Below are 23,947 nucleotides of genomic sequence, written 5' to 3' on the forward strand. Positions count from 1 at the left end.
CTGGACGATGACAAACACCTTGAAGAGCTTCCTCGCCGACGAGCGTGGTGCAACCGCGATCGAATACGGCCTGATTGCCGCCGGCATCGCGCTGGCCATCATTTCCGTCGTGAACGGCATGGGCTCCAAGCTCAACGCCAAATTCGGGTCGATCAGCTCTTCGCTGCGCTGATCGCGCGAGCTCCGCTGCGCGCCAGTATCGTCATCACGATCAGCGCCGCGACGACGTTCGCGGCGGCGCTGATCAGGATCGGCAACGTATAGCTGTGGTTGACGTCATAGGCGAAGCCGGCCGCGCTCGGGCCAACCAGCGTTCCGAACGCCACGCTGGTGTAGAGAATGCCGATGATGCCGCTGACGTTGCGTCCGCCAAAATAGTCCATGACCACAGCGGGCAGCACCGCGACCCAGCCGCCGTAGAACACGCCGTAGACGAAGGCAAAAGCGGCGAGGGTCCAAACATCGTCGGCGACGGCCCAGATCGCCATCGCGAACGCCATTCCGACCAGGACCATGATGAGCGAGCGATCGCGGCCCATCCGGTCGGCGAGCGCGCCGAGAAAGAAGCGGCCTGCGGTGCTGCCGGCCCCGATCACGCCGAGCAGCAGCACCGCAGAGGACGCCGCGACCCCGTGGTCGCGCGCGTAAGGCACGAGATGGACGAACGGGACGAAGGCGCCGAACGAGCAGACCAGACACGACACGTAGAGGGCGACAAACCGCGTCGACCGGACAGCATCGCGCACCGAAGCGCCGCCGGCATTGCTTGCGCCCGCGGCCTCGCGAGGCGGATCGCCGTCGGGTCCGAGGCCGCGGTGCTTCGGATCGTTCTCGATCAGCAGCGACGCTCCGCCGCCCAGCGCCAGTGCGATCACGCCCAGCACCAGATAGGCGCCGCGCCAGCCCACCGATGCGATCAACAATGAGGCGAGCGGCGGCATCGCCAGCGTACCGAGCCCGATGCCGCTCACCGCGAGCCCGGAGGCGAAGCCGCGGCGCTTGACGAACCAGCGTTGCACCGCGCCGATCGCGGGAACATAGGCGCAGCCGAGGCCGAGGCCGACGCCCAGCCCGTAGGCTAGATAGACCTCGACAAGGGAACGTGCCGCGCTCGCCGCCGCAAGTCCGACCGCGATCAGGATCATGCCGGCTATGGCCAGCGGACGCGAGCCGAGCCGGTCGGCGAGCGGACCGCTGACGAGCCCGAGCGCGAAGTACAGAAAGCCCGCAATCGAAAACACGAGCGAGATCGAACCGCGCGAGGCGCCGAAATCGCGCTGGAGCGGCTCCAGAAATGCGCTGAACGTGTAGGCGGAGCCGAAGCCGACGAACATGACGGCAAATGCCGCCGCGACGACGAACCAGCCATGGAAAATGCTGCGCTGAGCGAGCGTGGATTGAATGGTCAATGCTGCCTCCGCGAGCTGATGGAAGGATGGCGACGATGCCAGGACGTGGCCCGCTGGAACGCCGCGCCGGCGCGCACGAGCATGGCCTCGTCGAGATGAGCGGCGACGAGCTGAAACGCGATCGGCAGTCCGTCTGCCGATGCACCACCCGGTAGCGTGATCGTGGGATGACCGGTCATGTCGAACGGGCAGGTGTAACGCTGCAGCTTCGCGATCAGATCCGGCTGCTCGCCGAGCGTCTGGATCATGGCGAGCGTCACCGGCGGGAACGGGTGTACCGGGATCAGCAGCAGGTCAATGGTCTCGAATAACGCGGTGACGCGGCCGCGCAGAGCCAGCCGCCGCAGCAGGATCTTCTGATAATCGAGAGCGGAGTGCGCGCGACCGGCCTCGATCAGCGAGGCGAGCATCGGGCCATACTCGTTCTTGCGGGCAGGATAGGTCGCCTCGTGCGCGACCGCAGCTTCCACCGCGCAATTCGGTGTCCAGTCGGCAATTGCCTGCTTTACGTCGGGAAATCCGACATCGACGATGTCGGCGCCAAGCGCGCGGAACGCATCGATGGCGTCTGCCAGCACGTGCTGTGTCGTAACGTCCACGTCGTCGCTGTTCCAGGCGGCATCGACGCCGATCCGCAAGCCCCGCACGTCCTGTGTGGCCGCGGCCAGATAGTCGGGCAACGGATCGAACAGCGAGGTCGGGTCGTTGGGGTCGTGTCCGGCAATGACGCCGAGCAGCGCGCCCGCATCGGCCGCGCTGCGGCCGATCGGTCCGACATGGTCGAGCGTCGCGGCCAGCTCGAACGCTCCGTGTCGGCTGACGCGACCCCAGCTCGGCTTCAATCCAGTCAGACCGTTGGCGGCGGAGGGCCAGCGGATCGAGCCGCCGGTGTCGGAGCCGAGCGAGCCGAAGCAAAGCCCGGCAGCGGTTGCGACCGCCGAGCCACTGGACGAAATGCCCGGCCAGTAACTCGCATTCCACGGATTCTTCGGCGGCGTCACCAACGGATGGTGATCGGAATAGGCGCCCTCGGTGAGTTGCAGCTTGCCGAGTATCACGGCACCTGCGTCCTTGAGCCGGCGCACGACGGTTGCGTCTGCGCGGGGACGAAAGTCGCGGTGAAGCGTGGTGCCGGCCGCCGTCGCAATGCCCTTGGTCCAGAACAGGTCCTTGAGCGCAATCGGCACGCCATGCAGCGGGCCCCGATACCGGCCTTGTGCGATTTCGGCGTCCGCGGCTTTTGCCTCGGCGATGGCCGTTTCCGCCATCACATGAACGTAGCTGCCGAGATCCCGGTCCATGGCGTCGATACGGTCGAGTTGCGCGCGCGTCACGTCCAGCGCGGAGATGTCGCGCGCCTTGAGGCGTGCTGCGAGCGCGGTGAGTTCGAGATAGTGCAGGGCGTCGGTCATCGGCGCGTGGTCTCCGGTCTGGTGATCGCAATGGGTGCTCGATCCCGAAGGATTCGACACCAGTATAATTAGGATACAGGTGTCGCTTGCTGTCAACCAGTAAATCTGTTTTACTGGTGTTCCAATCTTTGGTGTTCCGATGTCGAAAGAGTCACGCAAATTCCAGGTTCCCGACACGCTGGCGAACGTCTACGATTTCGCCAACACGCTCGATGTTCGCCACTTCACCCATTTCGGCGTGGAGCATCCGGAGAGCGATGAGCTTGGCGGGCCGAAGGAACTTGCGGACTGGATGCGGGAACGCGGCCTTGGCGCCGAGGGCGGGCGTGTTACGCCCGCGATGTTTGAGACCGCGCTAAGACTGCGCGGCGCCTTGCGCGCCTATCTGCAATGTGAGCCCATCGAGCGGCCCCGGAACAGGAGCGTTCTCGGCACTCTCAATGAGGCGCTCGCGCCGTTTCCGTTGCGGGTGGAGGCGCGCGCAGGCCGTGGCGCGATGCTGTCGGCCGCGCGCGAGGATGCGCTCGCAGGCCTCTCGACCATCGCGATCGAGCTTCATGACGCAACGCTTGTGGGAGCGCTGGATCGGCTGAAGATGTGCGCGTCGGAGGAATGCCGCCGGGTGTTCTTCGACCGGTCGAAACCATCGACGCGGCGGTGGTGCATGTCGACGCTGTGCGGCAACCGGATGAAGACGCGTGCCTATCGCGAGCGGCAGCGCGAGGCGAAATAGATCACGGGGCGCTCAGGCGCGGTAGTGCCCCGACTTGCCGCCGAGCTTCTCGACCAGATGGATGCCTTCGATGCGCACGCCGCGTTCGACCGCCTTGATCATGTCGTAGATGGTGAGGCAGGCGACCGACACCGCCGTGAGCGCCTCCATCTCGACGCCGGTCGGGCCCGTCACCTTCACGCTGGCGCGGACGAGGCAGCCTGGCAGTTTCGCGTCGGGCTCGATGTCGACCGTGACCTTCGACAGCGCGAGGGGATGACAGAGCGGGATCAGCTCCGAGGTGCGCTTGGCCGCCATGATGCCGGCGATGCGCGCGGTGCCGAGCACGTCGCCTTTCTTGGCGTTGCCCGAGACGATGAGATCAAGCGTCGCCTTGGTCATGATGACGTGGCCTTCGGCGACAGCGAGCCGCTCGGTCGCGGGCTTGTCCGATACGTCCACCATCCGCGCCTCGCCGGAGGCGCCGATATGGGTGAGGGCAGGGCCGGCTTTCGTCCTGGATTGCCTGGTCTTGGCGGACTTGCGCGCCATGTCAGCGCGTACCCGTCGCGCGCGGCGCGTTCTCGCGCGCGAGCAGCGTGCGGGTGGCGGCGGTCACGTCGGCCTGGCGCATCAGGCTCTCGCCGACCAGGAAGGTCGACATGCCGACGCGCTCGAGCCGGGCGAGATCGGCGGGCGTGAAGATGCCGCTCTCGCCGACCATCAGCCGTTCCGCAGGGATCAGCGGCGCCAGCGTCTCGCTGGTCGCGAGCGTGGTCTCAAAGGTGCGCAAATTGCGATTGTTGACGCCGATCATCGGCGAACGCAGCTTCAGCGCTCGGTCGAGCTCGGCGCGGTCGTGGATTTCGATCAGCACGTCCATGCCGTAGGCGAGGGCGGCGTCCTCGAGATCCTTGGCGGTGGCATCGTCGAGCGCGGCCATGATGATCAGGATGCAGTCGGCGCCATGCGCGCGCGCTTCGATCACCTGATAGGTGTCGAACATGAAATCCTTGCGCAGCACCGGGAGCGACGTCGCCGCGCGCGCCGCCACCATGAAGTCGAGATGGCCCTGGAACGAGGGCGTGTCGGTCAGCACCGACAGGCAGGCCGCACCGCCAGCCTCATAGGCCCTGGCGAGCAGCGGCGGATCGAAATCGGCGCGGATCAGCCCCTTCGACGGCGAGGCTTTCTTGACCTCGGCAATCAGCGCGTAGTCGCCGTTGGTGTGCTTGGCCTTGATCGCGCGCACGAAGCCACGTGGGGCTCCTTGCGCCTTGGCCTTGGCCTCGACTTCCGAGAGCGGCTGCGCGCGCTTGGCGGCTGCGATCTCTTCGCGCTTGTAGGCTTCGATCTTGGTCAGGATGTCCGACATGTCAGGCTCAGCCGTTCGAGACCGCGATCAGATGCTTCAGCCGCGCGCTCGCCGCGCCGCTGTCGAGCGACTTCGCACCGATCGCAACGCCCTCCTTGAGGTCCTTGGCGCGCCCGGCCACGACCAGCGCAGCGGCGGCGTTGATCAGCGCGACGTCACGATAGGGGCTCGGCTTGCCGTCGAGCACGCTCTGCAAGGCGATCGCATTGGCGTCGGCGTCGCCGCCCCTGAGCGCACCGGGATCGCAGCGCGGCAGGCCGGCGTCCTCCGGCGTCACCTCGAAATTCCGGATCTCGCCATTGTGGAGCGCGGAGACGAAGGTCGGGCCGGTGAGGGTGATCTCGTCGAGGCCGTCGGAGCCGTGCACCACCCAGGCGGATTCCGAGCCGAGGTTTTTCAGCACCTGCGCCAGCGGCTGCACCCATTGCCGCGAGAACACGCCGACCATCTGGCGCTTGACGCCGGCCGGGTTCGACAAGGGGCCGAGCAGATTGAAGATCGTGCGTGTCGCGAGCTCGACCCGGGTCGGGCCGACGTTCTTCATCGCCGGATGGTGGGCAGGTGCGAACATGAAGCCGATGCCGCATTCGCGCACACAGCGGCCGACCTGCTCGGGCCTGAGGTCGATCTTCACGCCGAGCGACGCCAGCACGTCGGCGGCGCCCGACCGCGACGACAGCGCACGGTTGCCGTGCTTGGCCACCGGCAGGCCGGTGCCCGAGACGATGAAGGACGCGCAGGTCGAGACGTTGACCGAGCCGGAGCCGTCACCGCCGGTGCCGACGATGTCGACGGCGTCCGCGGGCGCGTCGACTGTGAGCATCTTGGAGCGCATCGCCGAGACCGCGCCGGTGATTTCGTCCACGGTCTCGCCGCGCACCCGCAGCGCCATCAGGAGGCCACCCATCTGCGACGGCGTGGCCTCGCCGGACATCATGGCGTCGAAGGCGGAAGCCGCTTCGTCACGCGACAGGCTGGCGCCGGTCGCCACTTTTCCAATGATCGATTTCAGGTCGTCCATCGCGTGCTTTCAACTCACTGGTTCGCGCCGGTCACCTGCGCGAAGGCGGCCTGATTAATGGTGGTCCCGATGTCGGTTTCAAGCTTGTTGACGTAGGAGGCGACCTGCTCGTCGGTCAGCGCGCGGTCGAGGCTGTCCTTCAGCTTCTTCACCGCGTCGGACGCGGCGTCGACCGCGGGTTCGACGATGTCGGTGACGCGGAAGACGATCACCTCGCTGCCGCCGCTTACGGCGGTCTGTCCGACCCCGTCCTTGGCGGTGCGGAAGGCGGCCGCAACGACGTTGGCGGGCACGCCGGCGGGCGAGTCGTCGCGCTTGAAGCCGGAGGCGGTCTCGACCTTGGCGTTGATCGCGGCGGCCTCGTCAGCGAGCTTGCCGCCCTGTTCGAGCTTCTGCACCATCTCGGTCGCCTTGGTCTTCAGCTTGGCGGCGATCTGGTCCTGGCGCCAGCGCGCCTCGACCTGGTCGCGCACCTCGTCGAGATTGCGGTCGCGCGAGGGCGTGATGGCGAGCACGTCGTACCAGACATAGCCGCCCTTGAACGAGATTGCGTCGTTGTCGACGCCGACATCGGTATTGAAGGCCTGCGACACCACGTCGAGGCCCTGCGGGATGCTGGTGACGGACTGGCCGTTCGGGGCACGGCCGGAGCGGTCGACAGCGTCGATGGTCACGGCAGCGAGGCCGAGCTTCTGCGCCGCGTCGATCACGCTGGCGCCGCCGCCGCGCTCGTCTTCCATCTTGTCGCGGAGATCGCTGACCTTGACGCGGGCGCGCTCGGTGGCGATCTCGCGCTTGATGTCGCCGACGAGGCTGGCGTAGTTCGCTTCACTGCCCGGTTCGATCTTGTCGACCTTCACGATGGACGTGCCGAGACGCCCCTGGATCGGCTGGCTGATCTCGCCTGCGGGAAGCGCGAAGGCGGCATCGCCGACCGCGGGATCGAGCGACGATTTGGTCACGAGCCCGAGGTCGACATCGGAGCTGCTCAGCCCGCGCTCCTTGCCGAGGTCCTCGAACGACATCCCGCCGGCGAGACGCTCGCGTGCCGCCTGCGCCTCGGCGACGTTGGGGAATACGATCTGATGGATCTGGCGCTTCTCCGGCGTGCCGAGCCGGTCCTTGCGCTGGTCGAACACCTTCTTGGCGTCCTCGTCGGAGACCTCGCTCCACTTGCCGATCTCTTCCGGCGAGACCACCACGAAGGAAATCTTGCGATATTCGGGCGCGCGGAACTGGACCTTGTGATCCTCGAAATAGGCGGCGAGGGCTTCGGGCGAGGGAGCGTCGATGGTGCCGGCCTGCGCGGCGTCGAGCCTGACGAATTCGATCGCGCGCTGCTCGCTTTGGAAGCGCGTCAGCACGTCGATCATGGCCTTCGGCGGTTCGAGGCCGGCGCCGATCGTGCCGGTGATCTGCCGGCGCAGCGACACCTTGCGCTGCTCGGAGACGTAGCGCTGCTCGGTATAGCCGAAATTGCGGATCACGGCCTGGAAGCGGTTCGGATCGAAGGCGCCGCCGACGCCCTTGAAGTTGGGGTCGTTCATGATGACCTGGCGGATCTGCTCGTCGGACTGGCCGAGCCCGAGCCGGCGGGCTTCTTCGTCGAGGGCGGCTTCCGCGATCGTCTGCTGGAGCACCTGGCGGTCGAGGCCGAAGGCACGCGCCTGGTCAGGCGTCAGCGGCCGGCCGAACTGGCGGCTGATCTGTTGCAGCCGGTCAGTATAGGTCTGCCGGAACTCGTTCAACGAAATCTCGGTGCTGCCGACCTTGGCCACCGTGGACTGCCCGAAGCCTTTGAAGATGTCGGCGATGCCCCAAACGCCGAAACTGATGATCAACACGCCCATCACCACGGCCATAATGGTTTTGCCGAGCCAGTTTGATGAGGCCTTGCGCATTCCTCGAAGCATTTGGTCCAACTTGTTTGGCAGGAGGGGAACGGGAGCGCGTCTTAATGCAGATTCCGCAAAAGCGCGTCACCAAATTGATCAATCATCATAAAGTGGCGGCTTTCCCCCCGCAACCTCGGGCCTTGGGCGGCGCGGTCCTTCGACGCTGCGGTTAAAAGCCCTTTAGCTCTCTGGAACTGCCGCGACAGCTCTGCTAGCGCATGCACAAACCTCATTTTGCTGGAAATTGACATGACCGACGCCATCCGACCGCTGATCGCCGGCAACTGGAAAATGAACGGCCTCAAGGGCTCGGCTGCCGAATTTGACGCCATGCTCAAGGGCGCGGCAGATGTGGCCGCCAAGGCCGATTTGCTGGTCTGCCCGCCGGCGACCCTGATCGCGGCCTTCGCCGACAAGGCGCGCGGCAGCAAGGTCGCAGTGGGGGCACAGGATTGCCACCCCAAGGCCTCCGGCGCCCATACCGGCGATATCGCTGCCGAAATGCTGGCCGATGCCGGTGCGACCGCCATCATCGTCGGCCATTCCGAGCGTCGCGCCGACCACGGCGAGGGCGATGCCCTGATCCGGCAGAAGGCCGAGGCCGCCTGGCGCGCCGGCATCACGGCGATCGTATGCATCGGTGAGACCCAAGGCCAGCGCGATGCCGGCCAGACCCTGGACATCCTGCGCGGCCAGCTCGACGGCTCGCTGCCGGACGGCTCGACCGCCGCCAACCTGGTCGTGGCCTATGAGCCGGTCTGGGCGATCGGCACCGGCCTGACCCCGACGGCCCAGGATGTCGAGCAGATTCATAGCTTTATCCGGGAACTCCTGACCTCCCGGTTCAGGGCGGCCAGGATGCGCATCCTCTATGGCGGCTCGGTCAAGCCATCGAACGCGGCCGAGCTGATGTCCGTGAAAAACGTCAACGGCGCGCTGGTCGGCGGCGCCAGCCTGAAAGCGGCCGATTTCCTTGCGATTGCGAAGGGCTGCCCCTAGCTAAGTTCAAAGCGCGGCCGTGGCCGATCGGGGGGTGGCAATGCCTCTTCCGATCGTGTAACACCGCGCAACTTCAGGAAAACCCGCGAAGCGCGATCGGCCGCCGTCTCGGCGCTGTCGGCTTGTGACGGAAGGACACTATGCAGACTGTTGTCATCGTCATTCACCTCATGATCGTCGCCGTCATGATCGGCGCCGTCCTGCTCCAGAAGTCGGAAGGCGGCGGCCTCGGCATGGGCGGCGGCGCGGGCTTCATGTCGAGCCGGGGCACCGCGAACCTTTTGACGCGGACCACCGCGATCCTGGCTGCGGGCTTCTTCCTCACCAGCCTGTTCCTGTCCTGGCATGCCGGCTACAGCCGTGCACCTTCGTCGATCATCGGCGCACCGGCGTCGCAGGGGCAGCCGGCCGGCGGATCGCCGATCGCCCCGCCGACCTCAGGCGGCATTCTGGATTCGCTGAAGAAGGCGGACGAGCAGCAGCAGGCCCCGGCTCCGACCGGCCCGCAGGTGCCTCGCTCGCAATAAAGCAGGGGGGCCATGCAGGGCGGCCGCTACCGTCCTGCATCAATAATCCCCATCAAGACACTGTCACCACTCTTAGTTTTGGCTCACCCACAGGCCCGCGAAATATTTCGGGCGGAATACGAATCGCTTTGGCGAATCGAATTCGAGGGATTAGAGGTTAGGTCCCATGGCGCGGTACATATTCATCACCGGCGGCGTGGTTTCTTCGCTCGGCAAGGGTCTGGCTTCAGCGGCACTCGGTGCCCTGTTGCAAGCCCGGGGCTACAAGGTCCGCCTCCGCAAGCTCGACCCCTATCTCAACCTCGATCCCGGAACGATGTCGCCGTATCAGCACGGCGAAGTGTTCGTGACCGATGACGGCGCGGAGACCGATCTCGATCTCGGTCACTACGAGCGCTTCACCGGCCGGCCTGCGACCAAGCAGGACAACATCACCACCGGGCGCATCTACCAGGACATCATCTCCAAGGAGCGCCGCGGCGATTATCTCGGCGCGACCATCCAGGTGGTTCCGCACGTCACCAACGCCATCAAGGAATTCGTCCTCTCCGGCAATGACGATTACGACTTCGTGCTGGTCGAAATCGGCGGCACCGTCGGCGACATCGAGGGACTGCCGTTCTTCGAGGCGATCCGCCAGCTCAAGAACGAACTGCCGCGCGATCACGCCATCTACATTCACCTCACGCTGCTGCCTTACATCCCGAGCGCGGGTGAACTGAAGACCAAGCCGACGCAGCACTCGGTGAAGGAGCTGCGCTCGATCGGCATCCAGCCGGACATACTGCTCTGCCGTACCGACCGCGAGATTCCGAAGGAAGAGCGGCGCAAGCTCGGCCTGTTCTGCAACGTGCGCGAGAGCGCCGTGATCGAGGCGCGCGACGCCGACAGCATCTACGCGGTGCCCGAAGCCTACCACGTGGCGGGCCTCGACGACGAAGTGCTCGCCGCCTTCGGCATCGGATCGCGAATCCCGCCGGAGCTCAAGAGCTGGCAGCAGATCAACGAGCGCATCCGCAATCCCGAGGGCAACGTCACCATCGCCATCGTCGGCAAATATACCGGCATGAAGGATGCGTATAAGTCGCTGATCGAGGCGCTCTCGCATGGCGGCATCGCCAACAAGGTGAAGGTCAATCTCGACTGGATCGAGAGCGAGATCTTCGAGAAGGAAGATCCGGCGCCGTTCCTCGAGCATGTCAACGGCATTCTGGTGCCCGGTGGCTTCGGCCAGCGCGGCGCCGAAGGCAAGATCCGCGCGGCGCAGTTCGCGCGCGAGCGCGATGTGCCGTATTTCGGCATCTGCTTCGGCATGCAGATGGCGGTGATCGAAGCCGCGCGAAACCTCGTCGGCATCGAGGACGCCAACTCCACCGAGTTCGGCCCGACCAAGGAGCCGCTGGTCGGCCTGATGACCGAATGGCTGCGCGGCAACGAGCTCGAGAAGCGCTCCAAGGCCGGCGATCTCGGCGGCACGATGCGTCTCGGCGCCTATCCCGCGGCGCTCAACCGCGGCAGCCGCGTCTCGAAGGTCTATGGCGGCGCGACCGAGATTTCCGAGCGCCACCGCCACCGCTACGAGGTCAACACCGCCTACAAGGACCGCCTCGAGCAGCACGGGCTGAAATTCTCCGGCCTCTCGCCCGACGGCGTGCTGCCGGAGATCGTCGAGTACGAGGATCATCCCTGGTTCATCGGCGTCCAGTTCCACCCCGAGCTGAAGTCGCGGCCGTTTGAGCCTCATCCTCTCTTCGCCTCGTTCATTCAGGCGGCGATGGTGCAGTCGCGGCTGGTGTGATGCCTCAGGGCGCGGCGGTGTAGTCGCGCACGAGGTGCATCGGCGCCGGCGCGACCGGCATTGAAGCATCAGGCGCAAACGATTCTGTGACGATCTTCATCTGCGGCCGTCGCGTCAGCTTGTAGACGGCGGCCGGCGGCACGTTCAGCAAGGCGCGATCCACCAGCTTTGCGCGCAAACCCAGCCGGTCGAGCACTGGCCGCGGCACCGGGCAGCTCATCCCGTAGGTGAACTGATAGAACGCGCCTCCCGGGCGGACGTGACGGAACGCACCGCCGATGATGGAGACGACCTTGCGCGTCGACATATTGAGCAGCGGCAGGCCGCTGACCACGGCGCCGACCGGCGCGCCGTCATAGAGCCGCTCCGTCGTGAGCCGCCCTGCATCCATCCACAACACGCGCGCGCCAGGAAAACGTATTTGCAGGAGCTTCGTGAAGTCCGAACCGTATTCGATCAGCGTGAGATCCTGCTGGCGCACGCCGCGTTTCAGGAGCTTGTAGGTGAAAGCGCCGGTGCCGGGGCCGAGCTCGAGGATCGGGCCGGTCGTTGCGGTGATCTCGCGGGTGATGAGATCGGCTAGGGCAGCGCCCGAGGGCGCGATCGCGCCGACCCGCCGCGGGGCCGACATCCAGGACAGGAAGAATGAGAGGAAATCATTGGGCATGCGCACTCCGGCATTTCGATTGCGCCTCGCAAATCAGAGGTGAGGCGGTCGAAGAGTCGCCTGAGCGCATTGCGACAGCATTGCGCTTGAGACGCAGAGACGAATTGAATCAGCCCTGTTGCAGGGGTGGCAGCGTCATCCTGAAGCACGCACCGCCGTTCGGTCCGTCCAGGACCGAAACGTGACCGCCATGCAGGAGCATGATCTCGTGCACCATGTTGAGGCCGAGGCCTGCGCCGCGATCGAGCGGCGTGAGCCGGTAGAACGGCTCGAAGATCAGCTCGCGCTGATCGGGCGGAATGCCCGCGCCCTCGTCGGTGACTTCGATGCTGGCGGGGCGGCTGACGCGAATGACGATCGTGCCGCGGCGAGGGCCGTGCTGGATGGCATTCTGCACGAGGTTGGTCAGCGCGCGTTCGAGCGCGGCCGCGTCGCCGAGCACGTCGATCCGCGCCGCCGGTGCGTCGAAGGACAGCTCATAGCCAGCCGCGATCGCCAGCGGTGCGAGGTCGGCGGCAACGCCTTGCGCGACGGAGACCAGGTCGACCGCCACGAATGGATGCCCGCAACGGTCGAGCCGCTGGATATCCAGCAATTGCTCGGCAAGCGTCGCGAGCCGCGCCGCATCCTCGATCAGGCGGGTCTTGTCCGGTCCTGACGGCAGCGATTCCAGCCGCGTGTTCAGGATCGCGATCGGCGTACGCAGCTCGTGTGCGGCGTCGGCAACGAAGCGCTTGTGGCGGGCGTAACCCTGATCGAGCCGCGCCAGAGCGTCATTGACCGCGGCCACGAGCGGCACGACTTCGAGCGGAATGTGCTCCACCGACAGCCGCGCGCCGCGCTGATGGATATCGATCCGCCGGGCCTGGTCTGCCGTCGCGTCCAATCCTCTGAAAGCGCGCTGCACGACCATCGGCGTCGCGATGAACGTCGCGGTCCCCATCAACAGCAGGCCGGGGAGCGCGATGCCCAGCAACACGAGCGACGTCGTGAACACCGCCTTGGCGCCGCTGAGTTTCCCCTGCGTCGCCGTGATGACCTGCACGTTGCCAGCGGCCGTGTCGATGCGCTTCAACCGCGCCGCCGGCTTGCGTGGGTCGTCCTCGAAGAGCTGCCAGCCGAGCCGCGCCTGGCTGATCTGGTCGAGGGCGCCGCCGATCCCGGCGAATTCAGCCGGCACGGAGCCTTCACTGAGCGAATGCCCCTGCCTGTCGCGAACCAGCAGCCAGAGGTCGGGGGTCTCCTCGCGCAACGCTTTCAGCTCAGCCGTCGGCCGCAGCGCCAGGCCGCCCGCTGCGTCGCGCGCGAGCGCGCTCTGTACGACGTCGATCACGCGATCTTCGTCCCGTTGGACCAGCACGAAGCCCGTAGCGCACAGCGCGCCGATGATGACGACGACCAAAGCGACGAACAGCGCGGCCTGGAGCGAAAGCAGGCGCCAGCTCAGCCGAGAGCGCAGGCAATATGGGTCGGCGTGCCTGCTCACGGCAGTTTCTTCAGGAGATAGCCGACGCCGCGGATGCCGTGGATCTCCACGTGCGCGTCGGCTTCGGCAAGCTTGCGGCGCAGCCGCGAGACATGCGTGTCGAGGGCGTTCGACTGGATTTCGTCGTCGAAACTGTAGACCGCTTCCTCCAGCGCCGATCGCAGCACGGTCCGGCCCATGCGGCGGACCAGGGCTTCCAGCACAAGGAGCTCCCGCCGCGGCAGTTCGAGCGGAGTCCCGTCGACGCTCGCCTCGCGATGGCCGAAGTCGAAGGCGAAGCGGCCGGCGCGAATGATGTCGGGCTGAAGCCCGGCGGGCCGGCGCAACACCGCGCGCAGGCGCGCCAGCAGTTCCTCCACCGCGAATGGTTTGGCCAGATAATCATCCGCCCCGCGGTCGAGCCCGGCGACGCGATCGGCGAGCTCGCCGCGCGCCGTCAACACGATGATCGGCACACCGTCGGCGCGCGCTCTCAGTTTCGGAATCAGGGCAAGACCGTCGCCGTCGGGCAGCTGGCGATCGAGCAGCACGGCGGCGTGCACGTCGGCGGAAATCGCCTCTTCCGCCTCGGCGAGCGTTGGCACGTGATCGACGATCATGTCGTACCGCTTGAGCGCCGAGGCCAGCGCTCCGGCCATCTCCGCTTCATCCTCGACGAGCAAAATCCGCATGATCCGCACCTGAGCCTCAACCTAAGCATTGTAGCGGCAGTATCATTGCGGCAGCATTGCGGGAACCGGGTGCGATCGGGGCCGGCAGCCATGCGCCAGACGCCGCGGGCCGCATCGGGCAGGGCCGGAGACACCGTCACGGCCAGCCGCTATAACGCCCGACGTCATCAGGGAGGAACAGGAATGATCTATGAAATGCGCATCTACCGTTGCGTGCCCGGCCGCCTGCCGGCGCTCTTGAAGCGGTTCGAGACGGTAACCCTGAAGCTCTGGGAGAAGCACGGCATCCGCCAGGCCGGGTTCTTCACCACGCTGATCGGCGACTCCAACCAGGAGCTGACCTATTTCCTGGCGTGGGAGTCGCTCGCCGAGCGCGAGAAGAAGTGGGGCAGCTTCATGACCGATCCGGACTGGATGGAGGCGCGGGCCAAGTCGGAAGCCGACGGCCAGATCGTCGGCAACATCGTCAGCCAGATCCTGACGCCGACCGCCTTCTCGTCGGTGAAGTAGGGCATTCCCGGCACAGGGAGCCTTTCGAGGAACCTTGGCGCAACCCTGATATTCGAACGGCCCGGGCCGGATGGGGTTGATCCGCCCCTCATCGCCGCTATGGTCGCGGCGAAACGAGGGAATTTGCCTTGAGCTCTTCGAATTCAGCAGCGCCGGTCGTCACCATTGGCACGGTCAAGTTCGGCAATGATCTGCCGATCTCGATCATTGCAGGACCCTGCCAGCTCGAAAGCCGCCAGCATGCGCTGGAGGTGGCCTCCGCGCTGAAGGAGATCGCCGCGCGGCTGAAGATCGGCCTCGTCTACAAGACCTCGTTCGACAAGGCCAACCGCACCAGCGCGTCCGCAGCACGCGGTCTCGGGCTCGCACAGTCGCTGCCGATCTTCGCCGAGATCCGCGCCTCCCTTGGCTTGCCGGTCCTGACCGACGTGCATGACGCCGCGCAGTGCGCCGAGGTGGCGCAAGCCGTGGACATCCTCCAGATCCCGGCCTTCCTGTGCCGGCAGACTGATCTGCTGCTGGCGGCCGCCGCGACGGGCAAGGTCGTCAACGTCAAGAAGGGGCAATTCCTCGCGCCCTGGGACATGGCCAATGTCGTGACCAAGATCACGACCGCAAACAATCCCAATGTGCTCGTCACCGAGCGCGGCGCCTCGTTCGGCTACAACACGCTGGTCTCTGACATGCGCGCGCTGCCGATCCTGGCGCGCACCACCGGCGCGCCCGTGATCTTCGACGCCACCCATTCAGTGCAGCAGCCGGGCGGGAAGGGGACGTCCTCGGGCGGCGAGCGTGAGTTCGTGCCGGTGCTGGCGCGCGCCGCCGTCGCGGTCGGCGTTGCCGGCGTCTTCATCGAGACCCATCCCGACCCTGATCGCGCGCCCTCGGACGGGCCCAACATGGTGCCGCTGCGCGATTTCGAAGGACTGATCCGCACGCTGATGGCATTCGACGCGGTGACGAAAAGCACAACGCGCTGATGTCCCAGCCTGCGATCGGGCCGTCGTCCGACCAGAAGTTTCCGCCCGCGATCAATATCATCGCGCTCGCGAGCTTCTCGGCGGCGTTGTCCACGCGTGCGCTCGATCCCGTCCTGCCGCATGTCGCTGAGGATTTTTCGATCAGTATTACGACGGCCGCCAGCATCGCGGCCGGCTATGCCTTGATCTACGCGCTGGTTCAGCCGGTGATCGGAGCGGCTGCCGATCTGTTCGGCAAGGCGCGGTTGATGACACTGTGCCTGGCGCTGCTTGGCGTTTCCTGCATTCTTGGCGCGGTCGCGACCACCTTCTCGGGCCTGTTCGCGAGCCGCATCCTCGCCGGGATCGCCTCCGGTGGCGTGTTTCCGGTCGCTCTCGGCCTGACCGCCGACCTCGTAGCGCCCGCCAAGCGGCAGGTCGCGATCGGCCGCACGCTTGCGGGATCGATGACGGGCAATCTGCTCGGTGCGACCGCCTCCGGCATCATCGGTGAACTCATCGGCTGGCGCGGTGTGCTCATGATGCTTGGCGCGCTCGGCCTGATCGCGGCCGTTGCGGTGGCCGCGGGCTTTCGCGGTGCCGCGCTGACGGCGCAGCCGAAGACCGATCTGAAGGCCTTGCGGCAGGGCTACCGGACCATCTTCGCCAACCCCAACACGCGCTACTGCTATTCGGCGGTCTTCGTCGAGGGCTGCTGCGTATTCGGCCTGTTTCCGTTCATCGCCGCGCTGCTGTTCGATCTCGGCGAGAAGTCGCCGTCGATCGCGGGCATCGTGATCGCGGGCTTTGCGATCGGCGGACTGTTCTACACTTTCACGGTCTCACGCTTCCTGCCGTGGCTCGGCGTCAAGGGCATGATGATTGCGGGCGCGGGCCTCGTCGGACTGCAACTCGGCGTGCTCGCCTTCGGTCCCGGATGGAAGCTGCAATTCGCCAGCATGCTGGCGATGGGCTGGGGTTTCTACATGATCCACGGCTGCCTGCAGGTGTTTGCCAGCGAGCTGTCGATCGGGGCGCGGGCAACGGCGATGTCGCTGCATTCGTTCTTCTTCTTCATGGGGCAGACCGTTGGCCCGATCGCCTATGGCCTTGGCCTCCAGCACGGCGGCAAGGTGCCGACCCTGCTCGCGAGCGCTGCGATCATGGTGGTGCTGGGCCTCGTCTGTGCCCGGCTGCTCAAGCCGCGGGCACCCTCGGACGCGCGGGTCTGACGGGAGTATCGAACCCTGTCGTCAGCGGCGAACGAGACCGGCCGCGCCGCGTCCGGCGTGCTGAAGGCCGCCGCCAACCTGTCGCGCCAGTCGACCTCGCTGACGTCGGAGGTCGACGGCTTCATCAGCAAGGTGAGGGGCGGTGACGTAACGCGCGCACCGAACTCACCTGGTTGAGCCGGTCCAGCGGAGCGCTGCGCTATTTCGCTCCACCAGCCGCGATCGGCTCCATGCCGCTCGCGATGATCGCTTCGCTGGCTGCGGGTGAGGCGAGGAACTGGATCAAGGCACGGCCGGCCTCGGGCTCCTTCGAACCGGCCGCGATCCCGGCCGAGAAGATCGTGATCTTCTGCAATTCGTTCGGTAGCGGTCCGACGATGTCGATGCCCTTCACGGGCTTCAGCTCGCTGATCTGCTGGAAGCCGAGCTCGGCCTCGCCGTGCGCGACGATCTCGCCGACGGGTGTTGCGGGAATCTTGCGTGCCTTGTCCTTCATGACGTCGGCGATGCCGAGCTTGTCGAACATCTCGGTCGAGACGTAGACGCCGCTGGCGCTATCGGAATAGGCGATCGTCTTGGCCGCCAGCAGCGCGCGCTTGACCGCCTCCACCGAGCCGATATCCGGCTTCGGCGCACCCGATTTCACGGCAACGCCGATCGGCGATCTGGTGAGATCGACCTGGCTGCCGGCCTCGACCTTGCCCTTGCCGGCGAGGTCGGCGAGGGCATAGCCCACCATGATCAGGACGTCGGCGGGTTCGCCGCGCTCCAGCCGGACCGGGATCGCATTGGTGGTCGTCCCCATCGACGGCCCATATTCCGTTAGCACTTTGTTGCCGGTGGCCTTCTCGAATTCCGGCACGAGCGCCTTGTAGGCAGCCGTCAATCCGCCCGAGATCATCACATGGACCTCGGCAGCTTCGGCCGCGCCGGTCAGCCACAGGACGGTTAGAACGCCGAAGGCAATGTTGCGGAATGTTGCTGATATCGATGTCATCGTCATTCGTCTCCAACTAACCCCGTCCGCGATACGGTGCGACGCCTTGCTCCGGCACCCACAATCCCTTCGGCACGCGGCCGGTCTGCCAGAACACGTCGATCGGGATGCCACCGCGCGGATACCAGTAGCCGCCGATGCGCAAGAACTTCGGCTTGATCTCGCTTGCGATGCGCTTGCCGATCATGACGGTGCAATCCTCGTGGAATGCGCCGTGATTGCGGAAGCTCGCGATGTAGAGCTTGAGCGACTTCGACTCCAGCAGCCACGGGCCGGGGGCGTAATCGATCATCAGATGCGCGAAATCCGGTTGTCCCGTGACCGGGCAGAGCGAGGTGAATTCCGGCACGGTGAAGCGCACCAGATAGTCCGTGCCGTTTTGCGGATTGGGCACGCGGTCGAGTTGGGCTTCTTCCGGTGTGTGCGGCCATTCGACCGCGCGCCCGAGCTGGAGGGATTTTTTCGCCATCGTCGTCACATCCTGTTCGAGCATGATCCGGATCCGGAGGGCCGCGTTAGCGCAAAGTGGGCACCGGTTTTCCGAAAGATCATGCTCAACTAAAAAACCGGAGCGCGATAAGATCGCGCTCCAGAGGGTGTCGGGATGGACGCAAATGTCGCCGTCGTCAACCAGCCGCGATCGTCTGGATCACGACGATCCGGTCGTTGCCGGACTCGCAGCCCCAGAGCTCGCCCGGGCGGCCGTCGAGCTGGCGCACATTGGCATTGGCCTTGTCGCTGGCGAAAACGTTGAACCGCTCGGTCGTGGGATCGAAGCGGACAATGGCATTGGCGGAGAAATCGGTGAGCCAGACCTTGTCCTTGTCGTCGACATAGACGGCATAGGTACGGGGGCGATCGCCCGGCAGCTTCCAGGTTTTCCAGGAGCTGTTGGCGGGATCGTGCACCGAGACGTGACCGCTGTTCCACTCGCTGACCCAGATCCGGCTTTGCGAATCTGACCAGACCCGCCGCGACCCCTGGCTCGGCGTCGGCGGCTCGACAATGGCGGCATTGCCGGTCGCAAGATCAATCTTCGCGATATGGCTGCCGGCCAGCGAGGCGTATCAGACCTCGCCCTTGGGCGTCACGGCGATGCCGTAGGGGCCAACACCCCTGGGTACCCTGAACACGTCCATCTCGCCCGATCCCGGCTTGAGCCGACCGTAATAGCCGGACTGGCCGGTGAACCAGTAGGTACCGTCCTTGTCGAACACGCCGGTGTTGAGATTGGCGTAGGCGAATTTTTCGGGCAGGCGGAATAGCGTGACCTTGAGATCGCCGGGATCGACCCGGGCGATCGCGTTCTGGCCGCCCTCGGTGATCCAGGGGGCACCGTCGGGGCCGATCGTCACGCCGTGCGGTGCGGCGCCCTGGCCGAGGCTGACTGTCTTGAAACTGCCATCCCGGGGGTCGAGCCTGCCCAGCATGCCCTTGCCCTGCGCCGTGAACCAGACCGTGCCGTCGCGAGCGGGCGCGAGGTCGTGCAGGCCGATGCCGGCGCTGATGGGGAAGTATTTTGCCCGGAACGGGCCTTCCTGCGCAAAACTTGGGCGGACGGCGAGGAGGGCGGCGCTCGAGGCAAGAAACTGGCGGCGGTTCATGGCGTTACCCCGACTGTTTCAGATTGAGGTTGGACGCGCAGAGCAGGCGACTTCAAGGATAGTCCGAGCCCGCTCACGCGTCAGTCGAAGCACGCCGTCCAAGCGTTCACATTTGCTTGCGGCCCGTGTAAGACCCCCGGCACCGATCAGCCCTAACGAACGGAAGTGCACATCATGACCGCCATCATCGACATCATCGGCCGCGAAATTCTCGACAGCCGTGGCAATCCCACCGTCGAGGTCGACGTCGTGCTGGAAGATGGTGCGCTCGGCCGTGCCGCGGTGCCGTCCGGTGCCTCCACCGGCGCCCATGAGGCGGTGGAACTGCGCGATGGCGACAAGGCCCGCTATCTCGGCAAAGGCGTCACCAAGGCGGTCGGCGCCGTCAATGGCGAGATCTTCGAGGCCCTGAGCGGCCTCGATGTGGAGCAGCAGGCCCAGATCGACCAGATCATGATCGACCTCGACGGCACACCGAACAAGAGCCGGCTGGGCGCCAATGCCATCCTCGGCGTCTCGCTCGCCTGCGCCAAGGCAGCCGCGAACTCGCTCGACATGCCGCTCTATCGTTACGTCGGCGGCACCTCGGCGCGTCTCTTGCCGGTGCCGATGATGAACATCATCAATGGCGGCGTGCATGCCGACAATCCGATCGACTTCCAGGAGTTCATGATCCTCCCCGTGGGCGCGTCGTCCTTTGCCGAGGGCCTGCGCTACGGCGCGGAGGTCTTCCACACCCTGAAGTCCGAGCTGAAGAAGGCCGGCCACAACACCAATGTCGGCGACGAGGGCGGTTTCGCCCCGAACCTGCCGTCGGCGGACGCCGCGCTCGAATTCGTCATGAACGCGATCGGCAAGGCCGGCTACAAGGCCGGCACCGACATCGTGATCGGCCTCGACTGTGCCTCGACCGAGTTCTTCAAGGACGGCAAGTACGTCTACGAAGGCGAGGGCAAGACCCGCTCGATCTCCGAGCAGGCCAAGTACCTCGCAGACCTGGTGTCGCGCTATCCGATCGTGACCATCGAGGACGGCATGTCGGAAGACGACATGGACGGCTGGAAGGAGCTCACCGACCTCATCGGCAAGAAGTGCCAGCTGGTCGGCGACGATCTCTTCGTCACCAACGTCAAGCGCCTGGCCGAAGGCATCAAGGCCGGTCGCGCCAATTCGATCCTGATCAAGGTCAACCAGATCGGCACGCTGACCGAGACGCTCGCGGCCGTCGAGATGGCGCACAAGGCCGGCTATACCTCGGTGATGTCGCACCGCTCCGGCGAGACCGAGGATTCCACCATCGCCGACCTCGCGGTCGCCACCAATTGCGGGCAGATCAAGACCGGCTCCCTTGCGCGTTCCGACCGCACCGCCAAATACAATCAGCTCCTGCGCATCGAGCAACAGCTCGGCAAGCAGGCGCTCTACGGCGGCAAGGCGGCATTGAAGGCGCTGGCATAAGCCGGCGCTCCAGCTAGGACAGGGGAGGATCGACATGAGCGACGGCAAGACCGGACTGCAACTGCGTTCGCTGATCAAGACGAGCGGTGAACTGGAAATCTCGCTCGTCGACGTGCCGACTCCCGAGCCCGCCGCGGACGAGGTCGTCGTCCGCGTCGAGGCAGCGCCGATCAACCCGTCCGACCTCGGCCTCCTCGTCGGCGCGGCCGATATGAGCACGGCGAAGGCGTCCGGCACCAAGGACGCTCCCGTCATCACCGCGAAGGTGCCGGAGGGCGCGATGCGGGCGATGGCTGGCCGGCTCGACGAATCCATGCCGGTCGGTAACGAAGGCGCGGGCGTCGTCATCAGGACCGGCTCGTCCGATGCCGCGAAAGCGTTGATGGGCAAGACCGTCGCCGTGATCGGCGGCGCGATGTACGCGCAGTACCGCACGCTGAAAGTGCGCGAGTGCCTGCCGCTGCCGGCGGGCACCACGCCGGCCGAAGGCGCCTCCTGCTTCGTCAATCCGCTCACGGCGCTCGGCATGACCGAGACCATGCGGCGCGAGGGGCACAAGGCGCTGGTGCACACCGCGGCCGCCTCCAATCTCGGCCAGATGCTGAACAAGATCTGCATCAAGGACGGCATTCCGCTGGTCAACATCGTGCGCAGCAAGGAGCAGGCCGACATCCTGCACAAGATCGGCGCCAAATACGTCGTCGATTCCACCGCACCGAGCTTCCTCGGCGATCTCACCAATGCGCTGGTCGAGACCGGCGCCACCATCGCCTTCGATGCCATCGGCGGCGGCAAGCTGGCCGGCGACATCCTCAACTGCATGGAAGCCGCGATCAACAAGACCGCCAAGGAATACAGCCGCTACGGCTCCAACGTGCACAAGCAGGTCTACGTCTACGGCGCGCTCGATATCCGCCCGATCGAGCTGCCGCGCGGCTTCGGCATGGCCTGGGGCGTCGGCGGCTGGTTGCTGTTTCCGTTCCTGATGAAGATCGGGCAGGCGGACGGAGCCAGGCTGCGCCAGCGCGTCGTCGACGAACTGAAGACGACCTTCGCCAGCCACTACACCAAGGTGGTGTCGCTTCAGGAGGCGCTCGATCCCGCCAACATCGCGGTCTACGCCAAACGGGCCACCGGCGAAAAATTCCTCATCAACCCGAATAAATCTTCGTGATGTGCCGCGGCACACCATCCAAAGAAGGACTTGCCTTCTGAGCGAAGCGCGGGAACATTCGCGCCGCAATTGAAAGCGGGGCAACCGCAAAGCATAGAAGGGGACACTTCCATGACTGATCTGAATCGCCGCGACCTGCTCGCGGGCGCGGCGGCTATTGGCGCGGCGGCCGTAACCGGACTTGGACCGACCACTGCCAGTGCCTCGGTGCCGCAAAGCGGGGCGCAGGCGCCGGGCTTCTATCGCTACAAGGTCGGCAGCTACGAGTGCACCTCGATCAACGACGGCGCGCGCACCTTCCCGATGCCGGACAAGTTCGTCGTCAACCTGCCGAAGGAGGAAGCGCTGGCCGCGGGCGAGGCGGCTTACATGCCGAAGGGCATGGTCACGGTGCCGTTCAATCCGCAGCTTATCAACACCGGCTCGAAGCTGGTCCTGATCGACACCGGCAACGGCGTTGCCAATCTAGAGCCGAGCAAGGGCGCGGTCGGCCGCACGTTGCAGAACCTCGCCGCCGCCGGCGTCGACCCCAAGAGCATCGACGTCGTGCTGCTGTCGCATCTCCATCCCGATCACACCAATGGCATTCGTCTCGCCGACGGCGCGCTGGCCTTCCCGAATGCGGAGATCATGGTGCCGGGGAAGGATTGGGAGTTCTGGGCGAGCGACGAGAACGCGGCCAAGGCTCCGAACGACATGACGAAGAACTACTTCGCCAACGTGAAGAAGACCTTTGCCGGGCTCGAATCCAAGGTCACGAAATACGAGTGGGGCAAGGAGGTCGCGCCGGGCATCACCTCGATCGCGACGCCCGGCCATACGCCGGGTCATACCTCGTTCGCGGTGGCCTCTGGCGACAAGAAGGTGCTGATCCAGTCTGACGTCACCAACATTCCGGAGTTCTTCCTGCGCAATCCGGATTGGCACGTGGCGTTCGACAACGATCCGGCACTGGCGCAGGCCACCCGCCACAAATTCTACGACATGGTAGTAGCCGAGAAAGCGACCGTGATCGGATTCCACTTCACCTTCCCCTCGGTGGGGCATGTCGAGAAGGATGGCGCGAAATACCGCCTGATCCCGTCGGCGTGGAATCCGACGATCTGAATAGGGCTAGGGGTGTGCGAGAAACATCAGGCCGCCCTCGGGCGGCCTGATTGTTTTTGGATCGTGGCGACCATCTGCTTTCGAGAAACTCAGCGTTTCCAAATGGGACCGGTTCATGCACTTGCATCCATCGGTCGGGATCGCTTAAGTGCCGCCCGGAACTTCCGCTCAAGCCCTCAAGGACAATCCATGGCCTACAACATCGTCGTGATCGCCGGCAGCCTGCGCAAGGACAGCTTTTCGCTGAAGATCGCCAATGCGCTCGCAAAGCTCGCGCCGGCCTCGCTCAAGCTCGAGGTCGTCACGCTGGCAGGCATCTCGTTCTTCAACCAGGACCTCGAGGGCGCGCCGCCTGCGGACTGGCTGGCCTTCCGCGAGAAGCTGCAGAAGTCGGACGGCGTCATCTTCGTCACCCCCGAATACAACCGCGCGATCCCGGGCGTGCTCAAGAACGCCATCGACGTCGCTTCGCGCCCCTATGGCAAGAGCTCGTTCAACGGCAAGCCCGTCGGCATCATCTCGAACTCGCCGGGCCCGCTCGGTGGCGTCAGCGCCGCCAAGACGCTGCAGAATATCCTGCCGGGCATTGCCGGTCCGATCCTGCAGCAGCCGGAGATTTATCTGAACGCGGTCGGCGATGCCTTCGATGCGGAGGGGAACCTGACCAAGGAATCCCTGAAGCCCGTCCTCCAGGCCTATATCGACGCGTTTGCTGCGCACGTGGCCAAGCACCACGGCTGAGGTTTTTCTTCGTCATGGCCGGGCAAAAGCGCGAAGCGCGTCTTCGCGCTAGATGTCCCGGACATCGACGCCTTAGCCCGTGGTGATGAAGAACGTGGATGCCCGGCACAAGGCCGGGCATGACGGCCGGGGGCAGGGATTGGAACGCGAAGGGGGAGGCGATTAGCACTCCCTTAACCAACCTGCCGCATCT

23 protein-coding genes and 1 pseudogene are annotated in these 23,947 nt (G+C 65.5%); 12 read left to right on the plus strand and 12 right to left on the minus strand.

Annotated elements, in window-relative coordinates:
• The first annotated feature begins 7 nt into the window (after positions 1-7).
• The gene (locus AC5ZFO_RS11720; protein ID WP_248877797.1) at positions 8-172 is read left to right on the plus strand and encodes a Flp family type IVb pilin; all 165 of its coding nucleotides are present in this window, start codon (positions 8-10) and stop codon (positions 170-172) included.
• Here the strand turns inward: AC5ZFO_RS11720 and AC5ZFO_RS11725 are convergent.
• Together AC5ZFO_RS11725 and AC5ZFO_RS11730 are read right to left on the minus strand one after the other, a co-directional pair.
• The gene (locus AC5ZFO_RS11725) at positions 153-1,409 is read right to left on the minus strand and encodes an MFS transporter (RefSeq protein WP_282524916.1); all 1,257 of its coding nucleotides are present in this window, start codon (positions 1,407-1,409) and stop codon (positions 153-155) included. The two genes, AC5ZFO_RS11720 and AC5ZFO_RS11725, sit on opposite strands and share 20 nt — an antisense overlap.
• Entirely contained in the window at positions 1,406-2,821 is a 1,416-nt protein-coding gene (locus AC5ZFO_RS11730; RefSeq protein ID WP_282524915.1) for an amidase, read from the minus strand. Before AC5ZFO_RS11730 ends, AC5ZFO_RS11725 begins: the two co-directional genes overlap by 4 nt.
• 139 nt (positions 2,822-2,960) lie before the next feature.
• Between AC5ZFO_RS11730 and AC5ZFO_RS11735 the strand changes: the two genes are divergently transcribed.
• Positions 2,961-3,554: a CGNR zinc finger domain-containing protein gene (locus AC5ZFO_RS11735; protein ID WP_282524914.1), complete on the plus strand. Its 594-nt coding sequence runs from the start codon at positions 2,961-2,963 to the stop codon at positions 3,552-3,554.
• A 12-nt stretch (positions 3,555-3,566) separates the two neighbouring features.
• Here AC5ZFO_RS11735 and moaC read toward each other — a convergent pair whose 3' ends face one another.
• Genes moaC through AC5ZFO_RS11755 form a run of 4 tightly spaced genes read right to left on the minus strand, consistent with a single transcriptional unit; the run spans position 3,567 to position 7,842 of the window.
• Positions 3,567-4,085: a cyclic pyranopterin monophosphate synthase MoaC gene (moaC, locus tag AC5ZFO_RS11740; protein ID WP_282524913.1), complete on the minus strand. Its 519-nt coding sequence runs from the start codon at positions 4,083-4,085 to the stop codon at positions 3,567-3,569.
• A 1-nt stretch (position 4,086) separates the two neighbouring features.
• On the minus strand, positions 4,087-4,908 hold the full coding sequence (gene trpC / locus AC5ZFO_RS11745; RefSeq protein ID WP_282524912.1) for an indole-3-glycerol phosphate synthase TrpC: 822 nt from the start codon (positions 4,906-4,908) through the stop codon (positions 4,087-4,089).
• Positions 4,909-4,915: 7 nt separating this feature from the next.
• The gene (gene trpD, locus AC5ZFO_RS11750) at positions 4,916-5,929 is read right to left on the minus strand and encodes an anthranilate phosphoribosyltransferase (protein WP_166341966.1); all 1,014 of its coding nucleotides are present in this window, start codon (positions 5,927-5,929) and stop codon (positions 4,916-4,918) included.
• Positions 5,930-5,943: 14 nt separating this feature from the next.
• The gene (locus AC5ZFO_RS11755; protein WP_282524911.1) at positions 5,944-7,842 is read right to left on the minus strand and encodes a SurA N-terminal domain-containing protein; all 1,899 of its coding nucleotides are present in this window, start codon (positions 7,840-7,842) and stop codon (positions 5,944-5,946) included.
• A 231-nt stretch (positions 7,843-8,073) separates the two neighbouring features.
• Here AC5ZFO_RS11755 and tpiA point away from each other — a divergent pair, with 231 nt between their 5' ends.
• From tpiA to pyrG, 3 genes are all read left to right on the plus strand, one after another.
• Positions 8,074-8,823: a triose-phosphate isomerase gene (tpiA, locus tag AC5ZFO_RS11760; RefSeq protein WP_282524910.1), complete on the plus strand. Its 750-nt coding sequence runs from the start codon at positions 8,074-8,076 to the stop codon at positions 8,821-8,823.
• Positions 8,824-8,963: 140 nt separating this feature from the next.
• Positions 8,964-9,350 (plus strand): preprotein translocase subunit SecG, encoded by a 387-nt coding sequence (gene secG / locus AC5ZFO_RS11765; RefSeq protein WP_282524909.1) that lies wholly within the window; start codon positions 8,964-8,966, stop codon positions 9,348-9,350.
• Between the two features lie 166 nt (positions 9,351-9,516).
• Positions 9,517-11,148, plus strand: a complete 1,632-nt coding sequence (pyrG, locus tag AC5ZFO_RS11770) for a CTP synthase (RefSeq protein WP_282524908.1) — start codon at positions 9,517-9,519, stop codon at positions 11,146-11,148.
• A gap of 4 nt (positions 11,149-11,152) precedes the next feature.
• On the opposite strand, the gene AC5ZFO_RS11775 is transcribed toward pyrG, so the two are convergent.
• The 3 genes from AC5ZFO_RS11775 to AC5ZFO_RS11785 all read right to left on the minus strand — a co-directional run bounded on the left by AC5ZFO_RS11775 (position 11,153) and on the right by AC5ZFO_RS11785 (position 13,972).
• Positions 11,153-11,815 carry a class I SAM-dependent methyltransferase gene (locus AC5ZFO_RS11775; protein ID WP_282524907.1) on the minus strand — a complete coding sequence of 221 codons (663 nt, stop codon included), beginning with the start codon at positions 11,813-11,815 and terminating at the stop codon, positions 11,153-11,155.
• Positions 11,816-11,924: 109 nt separating this feature from the next.
• Positions 11,925-13,301, minus strand: coding sequence for a sensor histidine kinase (locus AC5ZFO_RS11780; protein WP_282524906.1), 1,377 nt, complete (start codon positions 13,299-13,301; stop codon positions 11,925-11,927).
• Complete coding sequence (locus AC5ZFO_RS11785) at positions 13,298-13,972, minus strand: response regulator transcription factor (RefSeq protein ID WP_496122088.1); 675 nt, start codon at positions 13,970-13,972, stop codon at positions 13,298-13,300. Before AC5ZFO_RS11785 ends, AC5ZFO_RS11780 begins: the two co-directional genes overlap by 4 nt.
• A 183-nt stretch (positions 13,973-14,155) precedes the next feature.
• Here AC5ZFO_RS11785 and AC5ZFO_RS11790 point away from each other — a divergent pair, with 183 nt between their 5' ends.
• The 3 genes from AC5ZFO_RS11790 to AC5ZFO_RS11800 all read left to right on the plus strand — a co-directional run bounded on the left by AC5ZFO_RS11790 (position 14,156) and on the right by AC5ZFO_RS11800 (position 16,673).
• Entirely contained in the window at positions 14,156-14,482 is a 327-nt protein-coding gene (locus AC5ZFO_RS11790) for an NIPSNAP family protein (protein WP_282524904.1), read from the plus strand.
• A 128-nt stretch (positions 14,483-14,610) separates the two neighbouring features.
• A complete protein-coding gene (gene kdsA / locus AC5ZFO_RS11795) occupies positions 14,611-15,462 on the plus strand; it encodes a 3-deoxy-8-phosphooctulonate synthase (RefSeq protein ID WP_282524903.1) in 852 nt (283 codons plus the stop codon).
• Positions 15,462-16,673 carry an MFS transporter gene (locus tag AC5ZFO_RS11800; RefSeq protein WP_282524902.1) on the plus strand — a complete coding sequence of 404 codons (1,212 nt, stop codon included), beginning with the start codon at positions 15,462-15,464 and terminating at the stop codon, positions 16,671-16,673. Before kdsA ends, AC5ZFO_RS11800 begins: the two co-directional genes overlap by 1 nt.
• A gap of 199 nt (positions 16,674-16,872) precedes the next feature.
• Here the strand turns inward: AC5ZFO_RS11800 and AC5ZFO_RS11805 are convergent, their stop codons facing one another.
• From AC5ZFO_RS11805 to AC5ZFO_RS11815, 3 genes and pseudogenes are all read right to left on the minus strand, one after another.
• Positions 16,873-17,670, minus strand: coding sequence for a substrate-binding domain-containing protein (locus AC5ZFO_RS11805; protein ID WP_282524901.1), 798 nt, complete (start codon positions 17,668-17,670; stop codon positions 16,873-16,875).
• 16 nt (positions 17,671-17,686) lie between these two features.
• The gene (queF, locus tag AC5ZFO_RS11810; RefSeq protein WP_282524900.1) at positions 17,687-18,163 is read right to left on the minus strand and encodes a preQ(1) synthase; all 477 of its coding nucleotides are present in this window, start codon (positions 18,161-18,163) and stop codon (positions 17,687-17,689) included.
• A 133-nt stretch (positions 18,164-18,296) separates the two neighbouring features.
• Positions 18,297-19,274: pseudogene (locus AC5ZFO_RS11815) on the minus strand (Vgb family protein).
• A gap of 174 nt (positions 19,275-19,448) precedes the next feature.
• On the opposite strand from AC5ZFO_RS11815, the gene eno reads away from it, so the two are divergent.
• The 4 genes from eno to AC5ZFO_RS11835 all read left to right on the plus strand — a co-directional run bounded on the left by eno (position 19,449) and on the right by AC5ZFO_RS11835 (position 23,754).
• Positions 19,449-20,732 (plus strand): phosphopyruvate hydratase, encoded by a 1,284-nt coding sequence (gene eno / locus AC5ZFO_RS11820; RefSeq protein WP_028149603.1) that lies wholly within the window; start codon positions 19,449-19,451, stop codon positions 20,730-20,732.
• A 34-nt stretch (positions 20,733-20,766) separates the two neighbouring features.
• Positions 20,767-21,906 carry a zinc-binding dehydrogenase gene (locus AC5ZFO_RS11825; RefSeq protein ID WP_282524899.1) on the plus strand — a complete coding sequence of 380 codons (1,140 nt, stop codon included), beginning with the start codon at positions 20,767-20,769 and terminating at the stop codon, positions 21,904-21,906.
• Between the two features lie 111 nt (positions 21,907-22,017).
• Positions 22,018-23,013: an MBL fold metallo-hydrolase gene (locus AC5ZFO_RS11830; protein WP_282524898.1), complete on the plus strand. Its 996-nt coding sequence runs from the start codon at positions 22,018-22,020 to the stop codon at positions 23,011-23,013.
• Between the two features lie 189 nt (positions 23,014-23,202).
• Entirely contained in the window at positions 23,203-23,754 is a 552-nt protein-coding gene (locus tag AC5ZFO_RS11835; protein ID WP_282524897.1) for an NADPH-dependent FMN reductase, read from the plus strand.
• Positions 23,755-23,947: the final 193 nt, after the last annotated feature.

It is taken from the genome of Bradyrhizobium sp. Unk1 (assembly GCF_059512345.1).